At 73.2% G+C, this 19,207-nt stretch carries 18 protein-coding genes; 5 read left to right on the top strand and 13 right to left on the bottom strand.

What is annotated here, in order from left to right:
• Nucleotides 1-7 precede the first annotated feature (7 nt).
• Together cobT and cobC are read right to left on the bottom strand one after the other, a co-directional pair.
• Nucleotides 8-1,093, bottom strand: a complete 1,086-nt coding sequence (cobT, locus tag ABZT18_RS20730; protein WP_354996239.1) for a nicotinate-nucleotide--dimethylbenzimidazole phosphoribosyltransferase — start codon at nt 1,091-1,093, stop codon at nt 8-10.
• A complete protein-coding gene (gene cobC, locus ABZT18_RS20725) occupies nt 1,093-2,196 on the bottom strand; it encodes an Rv2231c family pyridoxal phosphate-dependent protein CobC (RefSeq protein ID WP_354996142.1) in 1,104 nt (367 codons plus the stop codon). The genes cobT and cobC overlap by 1 nt, the downstream gene beginning before the upstream one ends.
• Before the next feature lie 121 nt (nt 2,197-2,317).
• Here cobC and ABZT18_RS20720 point away from each other — a divergent pair, with 121 nt between their 5' ends.
• On the top strand, nt 2,318-4,447 hold the full coding sequence (locus tag ABZT18_RS20720) for a transglycosylase domain-containing protein (RefSeq protein ID WP_354996143.1): 2,130 nt from the start codon (nt 2,318-2,320) through the stop codon (nt 4,445-4,447).
• Between the two features lie 10 nt (nt 4,448-4,457).
• On the opposite strand, the gene ABZT18_RS20715 is transcribed toward ABZT18_RS20720, so the two are convergent.
• Both ABZT18_RS20715 and ABZT18_RS20710 read right to left on the bottom strand, forming a co-directional pair.
• Nucleotides 4,458-5,027, bottom strand: coding sequence for a GNAT family protein (locus ABZT18_RS20715; protein WP_354996144.1), 570 nt, complete (start codon nt 5,025-5,027; stop codon nt 4,458-4,460).
• Nucleotides 5,024-6,427 carry a cobyrinate a,c-diamide synthase gene (locus tag ABZT18_RS20710; RefSeq protein WP_354996145.1) on the bottom strand — a complete coding sequence of 468 codons (1,404 nt, stop codon included), beginning with the start codon at nt 6,425-6,427 and terminating at the stop codon, nt 5,024-5,026. Before ABZT18_RS20710 ends, ABZT18_RS20715 begins: the two co-directional genes overlap by 4 nt.
• A gap of 183 nt (nt 6,428-6,610) precedes the next feature.
• Between ABZT18_RS20710 and ABZT18_RS20705 the strand changes: the two genes are divergently transcribed.
• A complete protein-coding gene (locus tag ABZT18_RS20705) occupies nt 6,611-7,432 on the top strand; it encodes an SURF1 family protein (RefSeq protein ID WP_354996146.1) in 822 nt (273 codons plus the stop codon).
• Between the two features lie 103 nt (nt 7,433-7,535).
• Nucleotides 7,536-8,264 carry a hypothetical protein gene (locus tag ABZT18_RS20700; protein ID WP_354996147.1) on the top strand — a complete coding sequence of 243 codons (729 nt, stop codon included), beginning with the start codon at nt 7,536-7,538 and terminating at the stop codon, nt 8,262-8,264.
• Nucleotides 8,265-8,283: 19 nt separating this feature from the next.
• Here the strand turns inward: ABZT18_RS20700 and ABZT18_RS20695 are convergent, their stop codons facing one another.
• The 6 genes from ABZT18_RS20695 to ABZT18_RS20670 form a co-directional block, all read right to left on the bottom strand.
• Nucleotides 8,284-9,876, bottom strand: a complete 1,593-nt coding sequence (locus ABZT18_RS20695; RefSeq protein ID WP_354996240.1) for an ATP-dependent DNA ligase — start codon at nt 9,874-9,876, stop codon at nt 8,284-8,286.
• Between the two features lie 85 nt (nt 9,877-9,961).
• A complete protein-coding gene (locus ABZT18_RS20690; protein ID WP_354996148.1) occupies nt 9,962-10,168 on the bottom strand; it encodes a hypothetical protein in 207 nt (68 codons plus the stop codon).
• 77 nt (nt 10,169-10,245) lie between these two features.
• Nucleotides 10,246-11,598 (bottom strand): dipeptidase, encoded by a 1,353-nt coding sequence (locus tag ABZT18_RS20685; protein WP_354996241.1) that lies wholly within the window; start codon nt 11,596-11,598, stop codon nt 10,246-10,248.
• A 36-nt stretch (nt 11,599-11,634) separates the two neighbouring features.
• Nucleotides 11,635-12,780: a M48 family metallopeptidase gene (locus ABZT18_RS20680; RefSeq protein ID WP_354996149.1), complete on the bottom strand. Its 1,146-nt coding sequence runs from the start codon at nt 12,778-12,780 to the stop codon at nt 11,635-11,637.
• A gap of 104 nt (nt 12,781-12,884) precedes the next feature.
• Nucleotides 12,885-13,553, bottom strand: coding sequence for a hypothetical protein (locus tag ABZT18_RS20675; protein ID WP_354996150.1), 669 nt, complete (start codon nt 13,551-13,553; stop codon nt 12,885-12,887).
• Complete coding sequence (locus ABZT18_RS20670; protein WP_354996151.1) at nt 13,550-14,071, bottom strand: PadR family transcriptional regulator; 522 nt, start codon at nt 14,069-14,071, stop codon at nt 13,550-13,552. The genes ABZT18_RS20675 and ABZT18_RS20670 overlap by 4 nt, the downstream gene beginning before the upstream one ends.
• 54 nt (nt 14,072-14,125) lie before the next feature.
• Here ABZT18_RS20670 and ABZT18_RS20665 point away from each other — a divergent pair, with 54 nt between their 5' ends.
• Nucleotides 14,126-14,899, top strand: a complete 774-nt coding sequence (locus tag ABZT18_RS20665) for an alpha/beta hydrolase (protein ID WP_354996152.1) — start codon at nt 14,126-14,128, stop codon at nt 14,897-14,899.
• A gap of 183 nt (nt 14,900-15,082) precedes the next feature.
• Nucleotides 15,083-15,484 (top strand): rhodanese-like domain-containing protein, encoded by a 402-nt coding sequence (locus ABZT18_RS20660; protein ID WP_354996242.1) that lies wholly within the window; start codon nt 15,083-15,085, stop codon nt 15,482-15,484.
• 49 nt (nt 15,485-15,533) lie between these two features.
• Here ABZT18_RS20660 and ABZT18_RS20655 read toward each other — a convergent pair whose 3' ends face one another.
• From ABZT18_RS20655 to ABZT18_RS20645, 3 genes are all read right to left on the bottom strand, one after another.
• Entirely contained in the window at nt 15,534-17,075 is a 1,542-nt protein-coding gene (locus tag ABZT18_RS20655; RefSeq protein ID WP_354996153.1) for a cobyric acid synthase, read from the bottom strand.
• On the bottom strand, nt 17,072-18,136 hold the full coding sequence (locus ABZT18_RS20650; protein ID WP_354996154.1) for a cobalamin biosynthesis protein: 1,065 nt from the start codon (nt 18,134-18,136) through the stop codon (nt 17,072-17,074). Before ABZT18_RS20650 ends, ABZT18_RS20655 begins: the two co-directional genes overlap by 4 nt.
• A 261-nt stretch (nt 18,137-18,397) precedes the next feature.
• On the bottom strand, nt 18,398-19,150 hold the full coding sequence (locus ABZT18_RS20645) for a single-stranded DNA-binding protein (protein WP_354996155.1): 753 nt from the start codon (nt 19,148-19,150) through the stop codon (nt 18,398-18,400).
• Between the last annotated feature and the right edge of the window lie 57 nt (nt 19,151-19,207).

Below are 19,207 nucleotides of genomic sequence, written 5' to 3'. Positions count from 1 at the left end.
CGCGTGGTCACTTCTCGGCCACACCGGCGGAGTCGAAGGTGGCAACCTCGCGCAGCACCCGGACCGCGCCGGTGACCATAGGCAACGCCAGCAGGGCACCGGTGCCCTCGCCGAGGCGCAGCCCCAGGTCGATCAGCGGGTCGAGGCCGAGGTGGCGCAGTGCCACCGTCGCGCCCGGCTCGGACGAACGGTGGCCGGCGACCATGGCGCAGACCGCGTCCGGGGCGAACGCGGCGGCGGCGAGCGCGGCCGAGACCGCGATCACGCCGTCCAACAGCACCGGCGTGCGGCGGGCTGCGGCGCCCAGGATCAGCCCGGCCAGGGCGGCATGCTCCAGGCCACCGACGGCGGCCAGGACACCCAGCGGGTCGGCCGGGTCGGGCGCGTGTCGGGCCAGCGCGGCCCGCACCACGCCCACCTTGTGGGCGTACGTCGGGTCGTCGACCCCGGTGCCCCGGCCGGTGGCGTCGAGCGGGTCGGCACCGGTGAACGCGGCGATCAGCGTCGCGGCCGGGGTGGTGTTGCCGATGCCCATGTCACCGGTGAGCAGGATGCCGGCTCCGGCGTCGATCAGCTCGTCGGCGATCCGGATCCCCGTCTGCAAGGCCGCCAGCGCCTCGTCCCGGGTTAGTGCGGCGGTCACCGCGAGGTCGCGGGTGCCCCGGCGGACGGACGCGACGACCAGTCGGGGCGCGGACGGGTCGAGGATGGCCGCCTCGGCGGCGGGCTGAGCGGGCAGGGGGTTGGCCACACCGACGTCGACCACGGTGACCGAGGCGCCAGCCTGCCGGGCGAACGCGTTGACCACCGCCCCGCCGGCCAGGAAGTTGCCGATCATCTGCCCGGTGACCTCCTGCGGCCACGGGCTCACCCCCTGGGCGTGCACCCCGTGGTCACCGGCGAAGATCGCCACCGCGGCCGGCTCGGGCAGCGGTGGCGGGCATACCCCGGCCAGGCCCGCGAGGCGTACCGAAAGCTCCTCCAGCGCGCCCAGCGAGCCCGCCGGCTTGGTCAGCCGGCCGTGCAGCTCCCGGGCGGCGGCCATGGCCGTTTCGTCCGCCGGTCGGATCGCCGCGATCGTGGTCTCCAGCATCATGCCTCCATGGTCTCGCGCAGCACCTCGATGAACGCGTCGGTGGTGTTACGGTCGCGCACCGCCACGCGCAGCCAGTCCGCGCCGAGGCCGGGAAACGTGTCGCCCCGGCGCACCGCCCAGCCCCGCTCGCGCAGGGCGGCCCGGATCGGGGTCGCACCCGGCAGGTGCAGCAGGACGAACGCGCTGGCGGGGCGGCCGACGACGCGTACACCGGGCAGGTCGGCCAGGCGGGCGACCAGGTAGTCGCGGTCGGCGGCGAGGTCGGCGGCGATCGCGCGTTCGGCCTGGACCGCGACGGCGGTCGCGCAGGCCGACGCGGCGGCCAGCGCGGGCGTGGACACGGCCCAGAGCGGCTGGACGGCGGCCAGCCGGGACAGCAGGTCCGGGGGGCCGAGCAGGTAGCCGATCCGTAGGCCGGCCAGGCCCCACGTCTTGGTGAGGCTGCGCACCACGAGCAGACCGGGTAGGTCGCGCCGCTCGGCCAGCGACTCCGGTTCGCCGGGGTGCCCGGGGGCGATGGTGGTGTCGGCGAACGCCTCGTCGACCACGAGCACCCGGCCGGGGCGGGCCAGCGCGGCCACCGTCTGCGCCTGGTGCAGCACCGAGGTCGGGTTCGTCGGGTTGCCGATCATCACCAGGTCGGCGTCGGCAGGCACCCGGGACGGGTCGAGTCGGAAGTCGTCGGCGGGGTCCAGCAGCACTCGCTCCACCGGGTGTCCGGCGGCCCGCAGAGCCGCCTCCGGCTCGGTGAACTGGGGGTGCACCACGACCGGCCGGCGAATTCCCCGTAGCGCCTGGGCGATCAGCACGAAACCCTCGGCGGCGCCGGCAGTGAGCAGCACCTCGTTCGGGTGACGGCGGTGTCGGGCGGCGACCGCGGCCCGGGCCGGCGCCGGGTCCGGGTAGTGGGCCAGATCGGTGAGGGTCGCGGCGATCGGGCCGGCCAACCAGGCGGGAGGACGCGCCCGACGGACGTTGACGGCGAGGTCGATCAGGCCGTCGCCGACCTCCGCGTCACCGTGGTGCGCCAGGTCTGGCTCGGGGGCAACCGTCGGCTCGACCCCGGCCACCGGTGCCACCCCGCTCGACTGATCACACATGTCCGCGATCCTGCCGGGAAGGTGACCGGTGGGACAGTCGATCGCGGCGTAAGCCACGTCACCACCCGCCGGTTTAAGAGTTGTTCTCATGTACGAATCGGAAATGTCATAACTTGGCTAGGTGAGCAACCGACCCCTTGCTACCGCTGGTCGACTCGTCCCTCTTCTCCGCGCCGGACTGATCGCCGGAATCGTGATCGCCGCCGCCGCGTACCCACTGGTCGCCCTCACCGGGCTCGGCGCGAAGGCCACCGCGCACGCCGTGGAACAGAAGACCAAGGTGCTGACCACCGCCCTGCCCGCCGAAACCTCATACCTCTACGCCCCGGACGGCAAGACCGTGCTGACCATGTTCTACGAGGAGTACCGGCAGTACACGAAGCTGTCGGACATGTCGCCGAACATCCAGCAGGCGATCGTCGCCGCCGAGGACTCCCGCTTCTACCAGCACCACGGCGTCGACCCGAAGGGCGTGGCCCGCGCCTTCGTGTCCAACGCCCGATCCGGCGGCTCCCAGGGCGCCTCCACGCTGACCATGCAGTACGTCCGGATGGCCCTCCGGGACAGCGCGACCACGCCCAAGGAGGTCCAGGAAGCCACCCAGCAGACCAGCCTGCGCAAGGTCAAGGAAATGCGGATGGCGCTGGACCTGGAGAAGGAGATCAGCAAAGAGCAGATCATGGAGCGCTACCTGAACTCGGCGTACTTCGGGCACCGGGCGTACGGCATCTACGCGGCCAGCGAGATCTTCTTCTCCAAGACCCCCAAGGACCTGACCCCGGTCGAGGCCGCCACCCTCGCCGGGCTGGTCAAGTCCCCGTCCGAGTACGACCCGGCCGACTCCGACCAGAAGGAGGCCACCGCGCGGCGCAACTACGTGCTGGACCGGATGAACCAGCTCGGCTACCTCTCCCCCGACTCAGCCACCGCCGCCAAGTCCGAACCGATCCGGCTGAAGCTGACGACCCCGCCGCACGACTGCGCCGCGGTGGCGGAGAAGTACAACAGCTGGGGCTTCGCCTGCGACTACCTGAAGAACTGGTGGAGTGCGCAACCCGCGTTCGGGGCGAACCGGCTGGAAAGGATGGACAAGCTGCGCCGCGGCGGCTACCGGATCGTGCTCAGCATCGATCCGAAGGTCCAGGAGGCGGCGGAGAAGAACGTCGGCGCCAAGGGTGCCACCGGCAGCCCGTTCGCCAACGGGATCGTGGTCTCCGAGCCGGGCACCGGGCGGGTGAAGGCGATGGCGGTGAACCGGACGTACTCGCTGGACCTGAGCGAGAACCCGCAGAGCTCCAACCCGGAGGCCGGTCCGAAGGTGAAGGCCAACTACCCGAACACGGTGGCGCCGCTGCTCGGCGGCGGTGAACTGGCGGGCTACCAGGCCGGGTCGACGTTCAAGATGTTCCCGATGCTGGCCGCGCTGGACTCCGGGATGACGCTCTCCACCTCGTTCAACGCCCCGTACCGGTACAAGTCGGCCGTGTACGACGGTTGGGCGCCCTCCAACGCCAGCGGCGCGATGACCGGCCAGCAGACCATGTGGTCCGGCTTCGGCAAATCGGTCAACACCTACTTCGTGTGGCTGGAGGAGAAGGTCGGCGCGGACCGGGCGGTCCGGTTGGCCGAGCAGCTCGGGCTGCGGTGGCGCACCGACGTCGACCGGGAACAGGCGTCCCCGACCAAGGTGAAGAAGTGGGGCGCGTTCACCCTGGGCGTCTCCGACGCCACCCCGCTGGAGATGGCGAACGCCTACGCCGCCGTTGCGGCCGACGGCCGCTACTGCGAGGCGATCCCCGTGCAGGCGATCATGAACCGGGACGGCACACCGGCCACGTACACCACCCCGGGCGGCATCCATCGTGAGGTGGCCAAGCCACGCTGCCGGCAGGTGGTCAGCGCGGACGCCGCTCGTGCGGCCACCGACGCGGCCCGCTGCCCAACCGGGGACACGCCGGCGCGCGGCAGTTGCGGCGGCTGGTCAACCGCCGACAGCGTCCGGGGTACGGTCGGGCGCCCAGTGGCCGGCAAGACCGGTACCACCGACAGCACCCGGTCCGCCTGGTTCGTCGGCTACACGCCGGAGTTGGCCGCGGCGAGCTTCATCTCCGACCCGGACAACCCGTTCAACGCGGTCGGTGACGGGCAGTCCCAGATCCCGATCGCCGCGGTCGCGGAAACCCTGCGCGACGGGCTGAAGGGCACACCGACCCGCCAGTTCACCCCACCATCGGAGGCCATCGTCGGCTGACCCGGCGAGGTCAGCGCAGGTCGGCGGCGACGAACGACCAGAGCTCGAGATCCACCCGGCCACCGCCGACGAACCCTGCGTTACGCAGCAGACCCTCGTAGCTGAACCCGGCCTTCTCCGCGACCCGGCGCGAGGCCAGGTTGCCGGGCGCCACCCGCAGCTCGACCCGTTGGAAGCCGTGCTCCAGGATCAGCGCGATAGCCACCGCGTCCACGGCTTCGGCGGCAAGGCCGAAGCCACGCGCGTGCGACGCCATCGCATAGGAGATCTCGGTGAGGTGGGCGCCCCAGTCGGTGCGCCGCGTCCACAGCGAGCCCACCACCTGGTCGTCCTCGCGCCGGAGCACCGCGTAGTGGTCGCCCTCACCGCTGTCCCGCCGCTGCCGGGCCAGATCAGTGCACCAGGCGTGCCCGTCGATCGGGCCGGAGTCGTCGGGCAGCGGGAGCCAGCGCCGGGTCAACTTGTCGGCGAAGATCTCCCCGGCCGCCGCCGCGTCCGCCGCGGTGAGCCGACGCACCTCCGTGCGCGGGGTGGAGACGGTCAACGCCGGAAATCGGCGCACCGCCACCTGACCGATCACACCGACACCTCGCCGGGCTGCGCGGGCACCACCTCGTGCGTCGGGTCGGCCGCCGCCGCGGCGACCAACCGGGCCGCCGTCGCCGGATGACCGGCCCAGTGCAGGGTGAGCTGCGAGGCGTGCACGTTGCGCCAGACGAAGCCCTCCGGCGCGCCACCATCCCAGTTCCAGGCCGGGCGCTGACCGGCGCGGGGAGTGAGCACCGCACGGTGCGCCTTGTGGCCGACCAGCACCGTGCCCTGGGCGGCGACCACGCTGTCGGTCTGGGCGGTCGCCTCCCGGTAACCCACCACCAGGCCGTCCCGGCTGACGCCGACCGCGTCCAGGACACCGCACATCGGCAGCCCGTCCAACTCCCGGGCCAACCAGAGCAGCCCGGTGCCCTCAGCCACCACCGGACGCCCGGTACGCGCCAACTCGGCCACCGCGATGCAGAGCCGCCGGTTGGCCGACAACTGCTCGGCGTACCCCTCGGGGAGCGCGCCGCCGACGACCAGCGCGCGGGTGCCGACCGGCAGCGCCTCGTCGCGCAACGGATCGACGGTGACGACCTCGGCGCCGGCGGCCCGCAGCAGCTCGGCGGTCTCCGGGTGACTGAAACTGCCGCCCGGCCCACCCGCCAGTGCCACCAGCGGGCGGTCCGCCGGGGCGGTGAGCGCACCCAGGGCCTCCTCGGGAGACCAGGCCGGGGCCGGCAGCGGCGGTGCGGAGCGGGCCAGCCCCAGCAGCCGTTCCAGATCGACCGTCGCGGCGACGGCCTCGCCCAGCCGGCGGACCGCGCGGACAGCGTCGGCGGACCCGTCGACCACCGGCGCCACGCCGTGCCGCCGCGACGGCAGCACCGCCGGCAGATCGTGGCGACGCAGCGCGCCGTAGACCGGCACGCCCACGTCGTCCAACGCCTCGCGCAGCATGTCCTCGTGCCGCGAGGACGCCACCCGGTTGAGGATCACCCCGCCGAGCCACAACTGCTCGTCGTACGAGCGGAATCCGTGCACGAGGGCCGCCACCGACTGACCCATCGCGGCCACATCGACCACGAGCACCACCGGGCTGCGCAGCGCGGCGGCCGCGGCGGCCGTGGACTCCTGCTCCGGACGGCCGCCGACCGAGTCGTACAGCCCCATGCTGCCCTGCACGACGGCGAGCCCGGCACCGGCGGCGCCGTGCGCCACCAGCGGGGCGAGCCGGTCGACGCCGACCAGCCGGGGATCGATCACCCGACCCGGCCGACCGGAGGCGAGACCGAGGTAGGCGGCGTCGACATGGTCCGGCCCGAGCTTGAACCCGGCGACGTCGACCCCCCGCTCGGCCAGTGCGGCGAGCAGCCCGATCGCCAGCGCGTTCTTACCGTGCCCGGAGGACGGCGCGCTGAGCACCAGGCGCGGCACGACGGTCATCATCGACTCCTCGCGAGCGGCAGCGGGTACGCGACGGGCGACCCGGGGGGTCGTCCGTCCGCGTGACGATACCCGTCCGGTCGGGCGCGCGAGCACCGCCAACCGGGGCCAGCCGAGCGGTCCCGGCCAGATCCTGACCCGCTCCAGGTCAGTGGCGCCGGTCATACGGGTAGCCTCGGTGCCGTGTACCGGTTCCTGCTGAGCCCACGTTGGCTGGGCGCTCTCGCGCTGACCCTGGTCGCCGCCGCCGTCATGGTGTTCCTCGGCAACTGGCAGCTGGACCGCTATCGGGGGCGCACCGAGGTCAACGAACGGATCGACGCGGGCCAGCGGATGGCCCCCGCGCCACTGGCCAACGCGCTGCGCGCCCCCGCCGGCGGTCCGGGAACGGTCGGCCCGGCCCCTGCCGAGGACAAGGTCTGGACCCGGGTCACCGCCACCGGCCGGTACGACCCGACGAACACCGTGCTGGTCCGTGGGCGAACGGTGGACAGCCGGGTCGGCTTCGAGGTGCTCACTCCCCTGGTGCTCGCCGACGGCACGGCGCTGCTGGTGGACCAGGGCTGGATCCCACCGGCGCCGGGTGGGGCCACCGCTCAACCGCAGCTGCCCGCCGTGCCGACCGGCGACGTGACGGTGGTCGGCCGGGTGCACGAGACCGAGAGCGGCGCCGGCGCGGTGGCGCGGCGCGACGGGCGGCTGGAGATCCGGCGCATCGGGGTGTCGCGGCTGGCCGGCGAGATGCCCTACCCGGTCTACGGCGCCTACCTGCTGCTGGACGAGCAGACCCCGGCGGCCGACCCGGCGTTCAGTGCGGTGCCGGTCGGGCACGCCAACAACTGGCAGAACTTCGGCTACGTCGTGCAGTGGTGGCTCTTCGCGGTGATGTCCCTGTTCGGCTACGGCTGGGTGGCCCGCCGGGAGGCCCGCCGCGCCGCCGGCATCGGCATCACCAAGGGTCCGCTGGACCGGGCGGCCGAGCCGACGCCGATCGCGTCCGCCTGACCGGGTGACCGCGCGGGGGTCGCAATCGGACACTCGGGGGAACACGGGACACCCCGGCAGCCGGTAGTCTCCGCCGCGTGATCATCACGCGTTGGGGGGTCCGATGACCGTGGATCCCACGGCACCGCTGCCCGAGTCGGGTCCGGCGACCCAGGCGTACCCGCCGACCGACCCGTGGGCCGCCGAGCCGCCGACCGCGCCGCTGCCGCCCACCCCGCCAGCCACAGCGCACCCGGCCGCCGCGGTCTTCGGTACACCGACGGCCACACCCACGACGACGCCGACCGCGCAGTTTCCCGCCGCGCCGGCACCCGTGCAGCCCTCCGGGCCTCCGGCTCAGTTCTCCGGACCGCCGGCTCAGTTCTCCGGACCGCCGGCCCCGTTCTCCGGACCGCCCAGTCACGTCCCGGGCGCGTGGCCGGCCGCCGGGCCGTACCCTCCGGTCGTGCAGCACCAGGCCGCCGGGTACGCCGCCGGACCGGAGGTGGTCGCGGTGCAGATCGCCGAGATCACGGTGAGCCCGCCAGTGATCCGTACGCCGACCGGGGTGCTGCCGCTGGCAGGTGCCACCTGGCACGTGGCTGACTACTGGCAGCGCGAGGAGAAGATCGCCACCTGGGCAATGGTCTGTGCCATCGTCGGCTTCTTCTGCCTGGCCTTCTTCAGCCTGCTCTTCCTGCTGGTCAAGGAGACCCGGCACCACGGCACCGTCCAGGTGACGGTCACCAACGGTGCGCAGCAGTACGTGGCCCGGATCCCGGTCAGCGACCAGGGCCAGGTCCAGCACCTCAACAACCAGGTCAACTACGCGCGGTCGCTGTCCAGCAGGTGACCCGGGCCGCTGCGCCCGGTCAGCCGGTGGGGCGGCCGGCGTGGATGGCACGGACCGCGTCGATGGTGTCCGCCTCGGCGGCGGACTTGTCATCGCGATACCGCACCACCCGGGCGAACCGCAGCGCCATCCCCCCGGGATAGCGGGAGCTCGTCTGCACCCCGTCGAAGGCGATCTCCACCACCTGCTCGGGGCGGACCCGGACCACCCAGTCGCCGCGCTCCACGGCGAGGTCGAGGAACCGCTCGGTCTGCCAGCGCAGCAACTCGTCGGTGAGCCCCTTGAACGTCTTGCCGAGCATCACGAAGCCACCGGTGTGCGGGTCGCGCGCGCCGAGATGCAGGTTGGACAGCCAGCCCTGCCGTCGGCCACTGCCCCACTCGACGGCGAGCACCACCAGATCGAGGGTGTGCCGGGGCTTGACCTTGACCCAGGCGGCACCGCGCCGGCCGGCGTCGTAGGGGGCGTCGGGCGCCTTGACCACCACACCCTCCTGCCCGGCGTCGAGCGCGGCGGCGAACGCGGCGGCGGCCTGCTCCGGGCCGTCAACCTCCATGCGCCCGACCAGCAGCGACGCGTCCACCGCACCGGCGAGGGCGGCCCACCGCTCCCGGCCGGGCAGGTCGATCAGATCTTCGCCGTCGAGGTGCAGCAAATCGAAGAAGTACGGAGTGAGCACGGTCGCGCCGGTGCTGGCGGCTGCCGCGAGCACCGCCGGGGCGACCGGTGTGCGCCCGGTGGTGCTGGGGGTGGTGCGTCGGGCGGCCCGGCTGGAGGTCTGCTGGAACGGCAGCGGCCGGCCGGTCTCGTCCAGGCCGATCGCCTCGCCGTCGAGCACCAACTCCCGGCCGGGCAGGGCACGGACCGCAGCGACCACCTCGGGCACCCGGGCGGTGATCTCGTCGAGGCTGCGGGTGAAGACGGCGATGTCGGCGCCGGAGCGGTGCACCTGGATGCGGATGCCGTCGAGCTTCACGTCGACCACCGCCGGCGTGCCGGTCGCGGCGAGTGCCTCGTCGACCGAGGGTGCGCTCTGCGCGAGCATCGGCGCCAGCGGCCGGCCGACCTGCAGGCCGAAACCGGCCAGCTCGGCGGCTCCTCCGGCCAACGCGGCCACCGCCACGGCCCGCAGGTCACCGGCGAGCAGCAGGGCCCGTCGGACCGCTGCCACGGGCACCTCGGCGGCCCGCGCCACCGCGTCGGCCAGGAGCCCTGCCTGGGCACCCTGGCGCAGCTCGCCGCTGAACAGGGCGGTGAGAAGACGCTGCTCGTCGGCCGTCGCCGCCGCGTAGAGGGCGCCGAGCAGCGCCCGACGTCGGGCCTGCGAGCCCGCGCCATGCACCGCGGCGATCTGCGCGATAGCCGCATCGACGGCGACCACGGTCAATGTCGGCTCGGCGGCCGGTGGCGGCAGGTCACGCAAGCTCGCGTAACCGACACCGGTCTGCCGTTGGCGCAGCTCACCGGCGAGATAGCCGGCGCCCGGCTCCACCTCACCCGGGTCGAGCCGGCGCAGCGCATCAGCGAGCAGCTCCACCTTGGCCCGTCGGCCGCTGGTGGCGCCGACGGCGGCGGAGGTGGCTGCCAGGTCGAGGAACCGCACGCAGCTCATCCTGCCAGTCACCTGCGACACCGCCCGGGCATTGCCGTGCCCGGGCGGTGTCGGCAGGGTGCCGCCCGCTCACGCGGACGACGGATCAGGCGGAGACGGGCTCCTCGATGCGCAGCCCTCGGGCGCGGACCTCGCCCGCGACCCGGGCGAGCACCGAGTCGAGGGCGACCAGTGCGGCGGAGAGCTCACCGAGCTGTTCGTTGAGCGTGTCCTCGGACCACGCGGAGACGTCGACGTCCCCCAGCGCGCTGACAGCGGCCCCCAACCGGGCCATCACCTCGTTCGTACTCATGTTCGAAAGGCTATAACAACCGGTCGTCCGACACGCCGCAAACTCCCAGATCAGGCACGAAGTTGCCGTTCTGACACCTAACTCCCGTTGGTGCCCGCCGCCGCCACCTTGCCCAGCAGGAGCGCCTCGGCGAGACAGACCCGGGCGAACTCCCCCAGGTGCAGACTCTCGTTCGGGCCGTGTGCGCGAGCGTGCGGGTCCTCCACGCCGGTCACCAGAATCGCCGCCTTCGGGAACATCTCCTGAAAGGTGGCGATGAACGGGATCGAGCCGCCGACGCCGATGTCCACCGGCTCGGTGCCGTCCCAGGCGGCCCGAAACGCCGAACGGGCGGCGTCGAACATCGGCCCGGACGCGTCGATCACGCACGGGTCGCCGTCGTGCTCGAAGCTGACCGCCACCTGGGCGCCCCACGGCGCGTGCTTCTCCAGGTGCGCGCGCACCGCCGCGTACGCCCGCTTGGGGTCGTCGCCCGGGGCGAGGCGAATGCTGAGCTTCGCCTTCGTGGCCGGGACCAGGGCGTTCGGCGCCTCGCCGGTGGACGGCGCGTCGATGCCGAGGATCGCCAGCGCGGGCTTGGTCCAGAGCCGGTCGGTGATCCGGCCGGTGCCGATGAACTGCACGCCCTCGGCGAGCCCCGCCTCGGCCCGGACCCGCTCCTCCGGGTAGTCGACGGTGGCGCCCTCGCGGCCCACCAGCCCGGCCACGGCCACGTCACCGGCGTCGTCGTGCAGGGTCGCCAGCAGCCGGACCAGCGCGGTCAGCGCGTCGGGAACGGCACCGCCGTACATGCCGCTGTGCACCGCGTGGTCCAGCGTGCGCACCTCGACGAAGCAGTTGACGATGCCGCGCAGCGAGGTGGTCAGCGCCGGTACGCCGATGTCCCAGTTGCCCGAGTCGGCGATCACGATGACGTCCGAGGCGATCTCGTCGCGGTGCTCGACCAGCAGTTGCTCCAGCGAGTCGGAGCCGTACTCCTCCTCGCCCTCGATGAAGAGGACCACGCCGACCGGCAGCGCGTCGCCGTACGCGCGCAGCGCCGCGACGTGCGCCATGATGCCGGCCTTGTCGTCGGCAGCGCCCCGGGCGTAGAGCCGGCCGTCCCGTTCCACCGGCTCGAACGGGTCGGACTCCCACAGCGACCGGTCGCCGACCGGCTGGACGTCGTGGTGGGCGTAGAGCAGCACGGTGGGCGCACCGGGCGGGGCGGCCCGACGGCCGATCACCGCGGGCTGGCCACCGGAACGCACGATGTCGACGTCCAGGCCACAGCCGCGCAGCAGCTCGGCGACGGCCTCGGCGGAGCGTTCCACGTGCGAGTGGTCGAAGCCCTCGAAGGCGATGCCGGGGATGCGGACGAGACGCTCCAGGTCGGCCCGGACGCCGGGCATCTCCCGCTCGACGGCGGCCCGCACCTCGGACTCGGACATGATCGGTGTGGTCATGACCGGCATCGTATGCCGGCCTTACCGGGGTGTGCCGGCGGAGCCCGTACCGTCACCGCTCCCCGTGGGGCCCGCGCCCGCCGTCGCGCCGGGCGCGGTCCGGCCGGCGCGGTGCGCGCGGCCCGCGGCCTCGGTGGCAGCGTCCATCCACGAGCGGGCCCGACCGGCGGTGCCGCCCACCCACTCGCCGACATCGCTGGCGCCGTCACCGAGCCGGCGCAGCAACCCGACCAGCGGGTCGGTGGACCGGCTGAACTCCTCCCGGTACGACTCGGCAGCCGCCTTGATCTCCTCCGAGACGCTGGTCGAGCTGTCGTCGTCGCGGCGCGGATAGTCCCCGCCCAGCACCTGCCCGTACGCCCCGGAGTCGATCCACTGCCGCAGCTGGGCGGCCCGCGCCACCGGCGTCGGATGGGTGCTCCACGCGGTCATCCGAATCTTGTGCAGGCTGTCGCGAAGGTCGCCGCCACCGGCGTACTCGGCGGCCTGTTCAAGGAAGGCGGTGGTGTCGATCTGGGACAGGTCGCCGCCCCCGGCGAGTTTCATCAGCAGCCGCAGCGCGGCGGCCGGGTCCTGCCCGGCGAGCAGACCGGCCCGGTCGGCGGACAGTTCCGCCTTGCGCCACCACTCCAGCATCGCCGCGATGATGGCCCGCAGCGCGATCGCGCCGACCGGCAACCAGCTCAGGTTGGCGGCCCACCGGGTGAGGATCATCAGCATCGTCTTGTAGACCGCGTGCCCACTGCCGACGTGCCCCAACTCGTGGCCGAGCAGGCAGCGCAGCTCATCCTCGTCGAGTTGCTGCACGCAGGCGGAGTTGAGCACGATGAACGGCCGGTCCAGGCCAACCGCCTCGGCACCCAACCAGGGCGACTGGGTCACGTACAGCTCGGGCAGCTCGGCCACGTCGAGCGCCGCCGCGGCCTCGGTGTAGCGCTGCCACACCGCCGGGTACTGCCGGTGGTCGACCCGGATGCCGGAGGCCAGCACCGACAGGCGGAAACCGCGCTCGTTCCACATGCCGAAGAACGACCGCACCACGTCGTCGAAACCGCGTAGCTCCCGCAGCGCGACCAGGGCACCCCGGTCGGCCGGATGCTCCCACGCTCGTGAGCTGATGCCGGTGAGGGTGATCCGGCGCCGCGCGGGCGTATCCGTAGCCGACATGATGAGTCCCCCGATCGCCGCGCCTGAGCCTTCTGGATCGTGCCGTAGCCGGTGGCGGCCCTCTCGCATCGTGCCGTAGCCGATGGCGGACGTCCATGCCCCGCTCAGCGGATACGCGTGTAGTACCGGTCCGCGTCGTGCGGCAGCGTCGGCGCCCCGTCCACCACGAGGTCCGCGCGGGCGGCCGTGTCGTCGGCGGCGAAGTGCGCCCGCTCCCCGGCATGCCACCGACGCAGCTCAGGCAGGATCTCCGACCCGTCCCGGGCAACCGCGCGGGCCAGTCGCAACGACGCGGGCGCGGTGACGAACACGGCCAGGGTCAGCTCCGGCCGGACAACGGCACGGGCCGCACTGACCCCCTCCAGAATCAGCACCGGCGCCACCGGCACCGGGACCGGCCGGGGCAGGAAGCATCGCCGGACCCAGCTGTAGCGCCGGTAGGCACCAGGCTTCCCTTCGCGCAGCGGGGCCAGCACCTCCTCATCGAGCCGGGGCCAGAAGGTGAGCTGGTCGTCCCAGCCGTCGAGCAGGTCGTCGGTGTGCACCACCGGCGGCCGGCCGCCGGGCAACGTCGCCAGGGCATCCCCGAGACGCGCGGCGAACCGGCTCTTTCCCGCGCCGCTCGGCCCGTCGACCGCCACCAGCCGGGTCCGCCCCAACCGTGCCGGGCCCGCGAGCACCCGACGGGCCAGTCCGGTGTACGCCTCGACGACCGCCACCGGCGCGCCGACGTCCTCCTCGGCCGTCGAGGGCCGGCCACCTTCCAGGGTCACTCCGGCTCGCCCAACATCTCCCCGAGCCAGCGCAGTTCGGCCTGGCTGGTGGCTCGGGCGATGATCAGCATCCCCTGGCGGTACGGGTCGGTGATCTCCTCGGCGCGTACCGGCCGGTCGCCCTCGTAGAAGAAGCTGCTCGGGGTACGGAGGAAGGCCAACCGTCGGTGGAGCACCTGGTCACGGGCGGCCGGGTCCTCGAGGTGGCGGAGAAAGGCCAGCAGGACGAACCAACGGTTCTCGTCGCTGATCTCCAGCTCGTCGGGCTCGCGGAGCCGGTTGTCCAGCTCGACCCGACCCGCCCCGGTCAGCGCCAGCGTCTGGCGGGGGGCCGCGCCGGCACCGGGCTCTACCCGCCGGGTGAGCAGGCCGGCCCGTTCCAGCCGCTTGATCGCGGGATAGAGGGTCCCGTCGGCGATCGGTCGGACGTGCCCGGTGAGCTGGGCGATGCGCCGCTTCAGGTCGTAGCCGTGCAGGGGCCGGTCGGCCAGGAAACCGAGGATGGCGAGTTCGAGCACAGTCCCATTATGCCCTCTTGACGATATACCTCGGCGCGGAGGTATTGTGTGGCCATGAATGCTGCGACCGTGGGCCCGGACGGGGCCCAGATGCGGTGGGTGGAAATCTCCGGCCGTGCGCCAACCCGGGTGTACGTGCACGGGCTCGGCGCGATGTCCGCGCCGTACTTCCTGCCAGCCGCCACTCTCCCCGAGTTGGCCGGCCACCGATCCCTCTTCGTCGACCTCCTCGGCTTCGGGTTGAGCGACCGACCGACCGCGTTCGGCTACACCCTCACCGAGCACGCCGAGGCGCTGGCCGCCACGCTCGACGCGGCCGGCGTCCGGGCGGCCGACATCGTGGCGCACAGCATGGGCGGCGCGGTGGCCATCGCTCTCGCCCACCACCGCCCGGACCTGGTCGGGCAGTTGGTCCTGATCGAGGCGAACCTCGACCCGAACCCGCCACCAACCGCCGGCAGCAGCGGCCTGGCCCGATACTCCGAGGCGGAGTTCCTCTCCAGTGGCTTTCCCGCGACTCTGGACCGGGTGGGCCCGGCCTGGGCCGCCACCATGCGACTCGCCGACCCGACCGGCCTGCACCGCACCGCGATCGGCCTGATGACCGGCACCCGCCCCGCCATGCGGCACCTGCTGGAACGCCTACCGATGCCGCGCACCTACCTCCAGGGCGGTCGGAGCGGGCCGGTCGCTGGAGCGGAGTCGCTGACCTCGGCCGGAGTGCGGATGGTGACCGTGCCCAACGCCGGACACAACATCATGCTCGACGCGCCCGAGCAGTTCGCTCAGGTCACCGCCGCCGCTCTCGCCCATCCCGCCTTCGCCTGACGATTCCGCCAGCGCCGCCACTCCATCCCGCCGCAGCCGTACCGGGGCTGACCCGTCTGACTGACCGCGTGACCGGCCACCCGTCACGTCCGGGGGAATTGGGGCGGCGACGGGTGACGCACGGCCCGTTCGCCGCCCGGGACGCTCACCGGTCGGCATGATCGGGTGGTGCTCCGAGACGTGATGAGCCCCGGCATCGACGCCCTGCTCGAACAGGCCCGCGCAGGGCTGCACCGACTGACTCCGCAGCAGACCGTCGAGGCGGTCCGTGGCGGCGCGCTGCTGATCGACACCCGTACCGAGTCGCAGCGCCGCGAACAGGGCGACCTGCCAGGCGCGGTCGTCATCGACCGGACCGTGCTGGAATGGCGGCTCGATCCGGCCAGCGCCTGGCGTATCCCGGAGGCCACCGGTTACGACCGGGAAATCGTGCTGGCGTGCCGGCAGGGCTACAGCTCCAGCCTGGCCGCCGCCAGCCTCCAGACCCTGGGGCTGCGCCGAGCCACCGACATGATCGGCGGCGTCGACGCCTGGCTCGCCGCTGGCCTCCCCACAACCGATCGCCCGGCCGACATCCGCCCCTGACGCCCCGACCGGCCTTTGACGCCCCGACCGGCCTTTGACGCCCGGCCGGTCAGGACGGTGGGGGGCCGGGTGGGATGAACGGAAGGCCGGCTGGTGGGCCGGTTTCGATGAGGTGCCAGAGGGCGTCGGTGTCCAGGTGTTCCTCGACCAGGTCACCGAGCAGGTCGAGCGAGCGTTCCCGGGCGGCGGCGAAGCTGGTGGCCGGTGCGACCCGGAACCCGGCGCGGCCCGCCAGCCGAGCCGCCTCGGTGAGGAACCACCGGCGGAACTCGTCGGACTCGAACGCCCCGTGCCAGTGCGTGCCGTGCACCGCACCGAGCACCGCTCCCTCGCCGACACCATCGTCGCCGGTCAGCAGCGGGGTCAGGGTGGAGTCGGCCTGCGAGACGTACCCGTGATGGATCTCGTAGCCGCGCACCGGGAGACCACCATGGACGGTGCCCACCGACTGCCGGACGGTCTTGCGCGGATCGAAGGTGATCTCGATGGGCAGCAGGCCGAGCCCTGGCACGCTGCCCCGTCGGCTCTCCACCGTGTCGTGGATGGCACGGCCGAGCATCTGGAAACCGCCGCAGAGGCCGAGCAGCGGCTTACCGGCCCTCACATGTGCGGCCACGGCGTCGGCGAGGCCGGTCTCGCGCAGCCAGGCGAGGTCCGCGACGGTCGACTTGGAGCCGGGCAGGACGACCAGGTCGGCGGCGGCCAGCTCGGCGGGTTCGATGGTGAGGCGTACACGGACACCCGGCTCGGTGGCGAGCGCCTCCACGTCCGTGGCGTTGCTGATCCGGGGCAGGCGGACGACGGCCACGTCCAACCATTCGGTGCCGTGTGGGGCGGCGGGGCGGCCGAGCACCCGGCCATAGGCCAGTGAATCCTCGGCGTCGAGCCACAGGTCCAGCGCCCAGGGCAGCACCCCGTAGGTGGGGCGGCCGGTGACGTGCCGCAGCATGTCCAGCCCCGGCTGGAGCAGCCCGAGGTCGCCCCTGAACTTGTTGATCACGAAACCGGCGAGCAGCGCCTGGTCGGCCGGGTCGAGCAGGGCGACGGTGCCGAACATCGAGGCGAAGACGCCACCCCGGTCGATATCGCCGACCACGATGGTGGGCAGGTTGGCGTGCCGGGCCAGCCCCATGTTGACGTAGTCGCCGGCCCGCAGGTTGATCTCCGCTGGGCTGCCGGCGCCCTCGCAGATCACCACGTCGTACGTGTCACGCAGCTCGGCCAGCGCCGCGTACGCGGTCTCGGCGAGCCGGGGACGTAGCTGCCGGAAGGTGCCCGCGGTGATCGTGTCGACCGCCTCACCGAGCAGCACCACCTGGCTGGCCAGGTCGCTGCCCGGCTTGAGGAGCACCGGGTTGAACCTCAGGTCGGGTGCGAGCCCGCAGGCTGCGGCCTGCATGGCCTGGGCTCGTCCGATCTCGCCGCCGCGCCCGTCCGGCCCAACGACCACGGCCGAGTTGTTCGACATGTTCTGCGCCTTGAACGGCGCCACCTTCACGCCCTGCCGGTGCAGCCAGCGGCAGATGCCGGCGGTGAGCACACTCTTGCCGGCGTCGGAGGTCGTGCCGGCGACCAGCAGCCCACCGCTCACCGCCCACTCCCCCGACCCGCCCCGACAGCCCGCAGCCCACGCCCACGCCCACCAACCGCACCAGGGCCACGCCGGCCGATGGTGCCAAGGCCACGCCGGCCGACCGCACCGAGCAGGCGGCCGACAGTCACCGGGTACGCGGCGGCCAGCCCGACGGCGGCCAGCCCAACCGCGCCGGAGATCCGGGCGGCCCGCTTCAGGTGCCGCGCCTCCGGACGGGGACCGTCGCCGAGGAAGGGCCGCACCTCGGAGCGCCCAAAGTAGATGTTGCGGCCACCGAGGCGGACGCCGAGCGCACCGGCCATCGCTGCCTCGCACTGGCCGGCGTTGGGGCTCGGGTGGTCGTTGCGGTCACGCCGCCACACCCGCCAGGCCCGCTGCCGATCCCCGTTCGCGACCGGCGCGACGGCGATGGTGAGCAGCCCGGTCAGCCGGGACGGCACCAGGTTGAGCACGTCGTCCAACCGTGCGGCCGGGGTGCCGAACCGCGCGTAGCGCGCCGACCGGTGCCCGACCATCGCGTCGAGGGTGTTCGCCGCGCGGTAGCCCAGCAGCCCGGGCAGGCCGGCGACCGCACCCCAGACCAGCGGAGCGACGATCGCGTCGGAGGTGTTCTCCGCAACCGACTCCACGGTGGCGCGGGCCAGCTCCGACTCGCCCAGCGTCGACGGGTCCCGCCCGCAGAGGTGACCGAGGCGCCGCCGGGCAGCGGGCAGGTCACCGTCACGCAGCGTCCGACCCATGACGGTGGCTTCGTGCCGCAGAGTACGGCCGCCCAGCACGGTCCACGTGCCAGCGGCCACGAGCACCGCACGGGTCACCGGCCGATGCCGGGTAGCCGCCGCGGCGACCGCCCCGAGCAGCACCGGCCCACCGACTGCCAGCGCGGTGAACGCGGCACCCGCCGTCCGGTCCGGCCGGTGGAGGCGGCGCTCCAGCGCGCCCGCGGCCTGCCCGAAGCCAGCCACCGGGTGCCACCGACGTGGGTCGCCGACCAGACTGTCCAGCGCGTACCCAGCCAGCAGCCCCACCGCGTTCGCCACCGGCGCTGTCCGTCGCACCCACACCACCTCCGGCCGGCCAGCCTAGACGAGCGCCCGGTGAATCAGCCCAACCCACGGTGCTCCGTCAGCGACGAGCGCCTCGTGATCAGCCCCGACCGCCGCCCTCCACCACCCCGCCGGTGCCGTCACGCGGGGTGACGACGCTGGTCGCGTCGCCACCCCGCCCCCGTCGTGCCGTGCCACCGGAGCCCCGCGCGGTCACCGCAGAACCTCAGACAGCTGGGTTGCCGCCCGACCCGCGAGGGCCGAACCGTTCGGTCACGCCGGCTGCGAGATCCGACCCCGGCCACGCCGCCCCCGACCGGACTGCGCGGGCTCCGGCTGACCCTCGTCGGGTGCCGGCCCCAGCTCGTCGTCCAGGTCGTCGTCGGCGTTGTCGTCGTTCTCCTCGGGTGGGAGGGCCAGCTCGTCGTCGAGGCCCTGCGGGACGTTGGCCTGCCCGCCGTTCAGGGAGCCGTCGTCGTCCAACGGGCCGTCGACGAACGGGTTGGTTCGCAGCGCGGCATAGTCGGGCAGCTCGAAGTCGTCGTCCAGCGGACGGTAGTCGGGCAGCACGGGCGACTGCCCGGCCGGCACCGGCTCGGTGGGCTCGCCGTGCACCCGACTCTCGGCCTCGGCGTCCTCGACGGTGCTGGTCGTCATGCTCGGCCGGTTGCGCAGGAAGCGGGCCCGACCCCGGGACAGGTCGTGGCCAACGGCGACCGCCTCCAGCTCGTAGAGGGTGCGGTGGTTGCCGGCGTCGTCGGTCCAGTCGCGGGTGTAGAGCCGGCCGCAGACCACAACCGGGTCGCCGACCATCACGGAGGCCGCCACCCCTTCGGCGAGCTTGCGCCAACAGTTGACGCGGACGCGGAGCGAGTTGCCGTCAACCCAGCGCCCGCTTTCCCGATCGAGCCGGCGGGCGGTCGAGGCGACCTTGAAGTTGGCCACCAGGGTGTTGCTCTGGGTGGTACGTCGCCACTCGGGCGCGGTCAGCACATTGCCGACAATTGTTACGTAAGTGTCGAACATCGTCTCTCCAAGGGGATCGGGGCCTGCCAGCGCGAGTCGACTCGCCACCGAGCCTGT

This window comes from Micromonospora sp. NPDC005291 (assembly GCF_040607415.1).
In the GTDB taxonomy this organism is placed as follows: Bacteria; Actinomycetota; Actinomycetes; order Mycobacteriales; family Micromonosporaceae; genus Micromonospora.
This window is presented reverse-complemented; position numbering and strand designations above follow the sequence as displayed.

Bases quoted from the DNA above. Each gene is read 5' to 3' on its own strand.
- cobT (WP_354996239.1), bottom strand. From the start codon at position 1,093: ATGCTGGAGACCACGATCGCGGCGATCCGACCGGCGGACGAAACGGCC.
- cobC (WP_354996142.1), bottom strand. From the start codon at position 2,196: ATGTGTGATCAGTCGAGCGGGGTGGCACCGGTGGCCGGGGTCGAGCCG.
- ABZT18_RS20710 (WP_354996145.1), bottom strand. From the start codon at position 6,427: ATGACCGTCGTGCCGCGCCTGGTGCTCAGCGCGCCGTCCTCCGGGCAC.
- ABZT18_RS20700 (WP_354996147.1), top strand. From the start codon at position 7,536: ATGACCGTGGATCCCACGGCACCGCTGCCCGAGTCGGGTCCGGCGACC.
- ABZT18_RS20695 (WP_354996240.1), bottom strand. From the start codon at position 9,876: ATGAGCTGCGTGCGGTTCCTCGACCTGGCAGCCACCTCCGCCGCCGTC.
- ABZT18_RS20690 (WP_354996148.1), bottom strand. From the start codon at position 10,168: ATGAGTACGAACGAGGTGATGGCCCGGTTGGGGGCCGCTGTCAGCGCG.
- ABZT18_RS20685 (WP_354996241.1), bottom strand. From the start codon at position 11,598: ATGTCCGAGTCCGAGGTGCGGGCCGCCGTCGAGCGGGAGATGCCCGGC.
- ABZT18_RS20680 (WP_354996149.1), bottom strand. From the start codon at position 12,780: ATGTCGGCTACGGATACGCCCGCGCGGCGCCGGATCACCCTCACCGGC.
- ABZT18_RS20665 (WP_354996152.1), top strand. From the start codon at position 14,126: ATGAATGCTGCGACCGTGGGCCCGGACGGGGCCCAGATGCGGTGGGTG.
- ABZT18_RS20660 (WP_354996242.1), top strand. From the start codon at position 15,083: ATGAGCCCCGGCATCGACGCCCTGCTCGAACAGGCCCGCGCAGGGCTG.
- ABZT18_RS20645 (WP_354996155.1), bottom strand. From the start codon at position 19,150: ATGTTCGACACTTACGTAACAATTGTCGGCAATGTGCTGACCGCGCCC.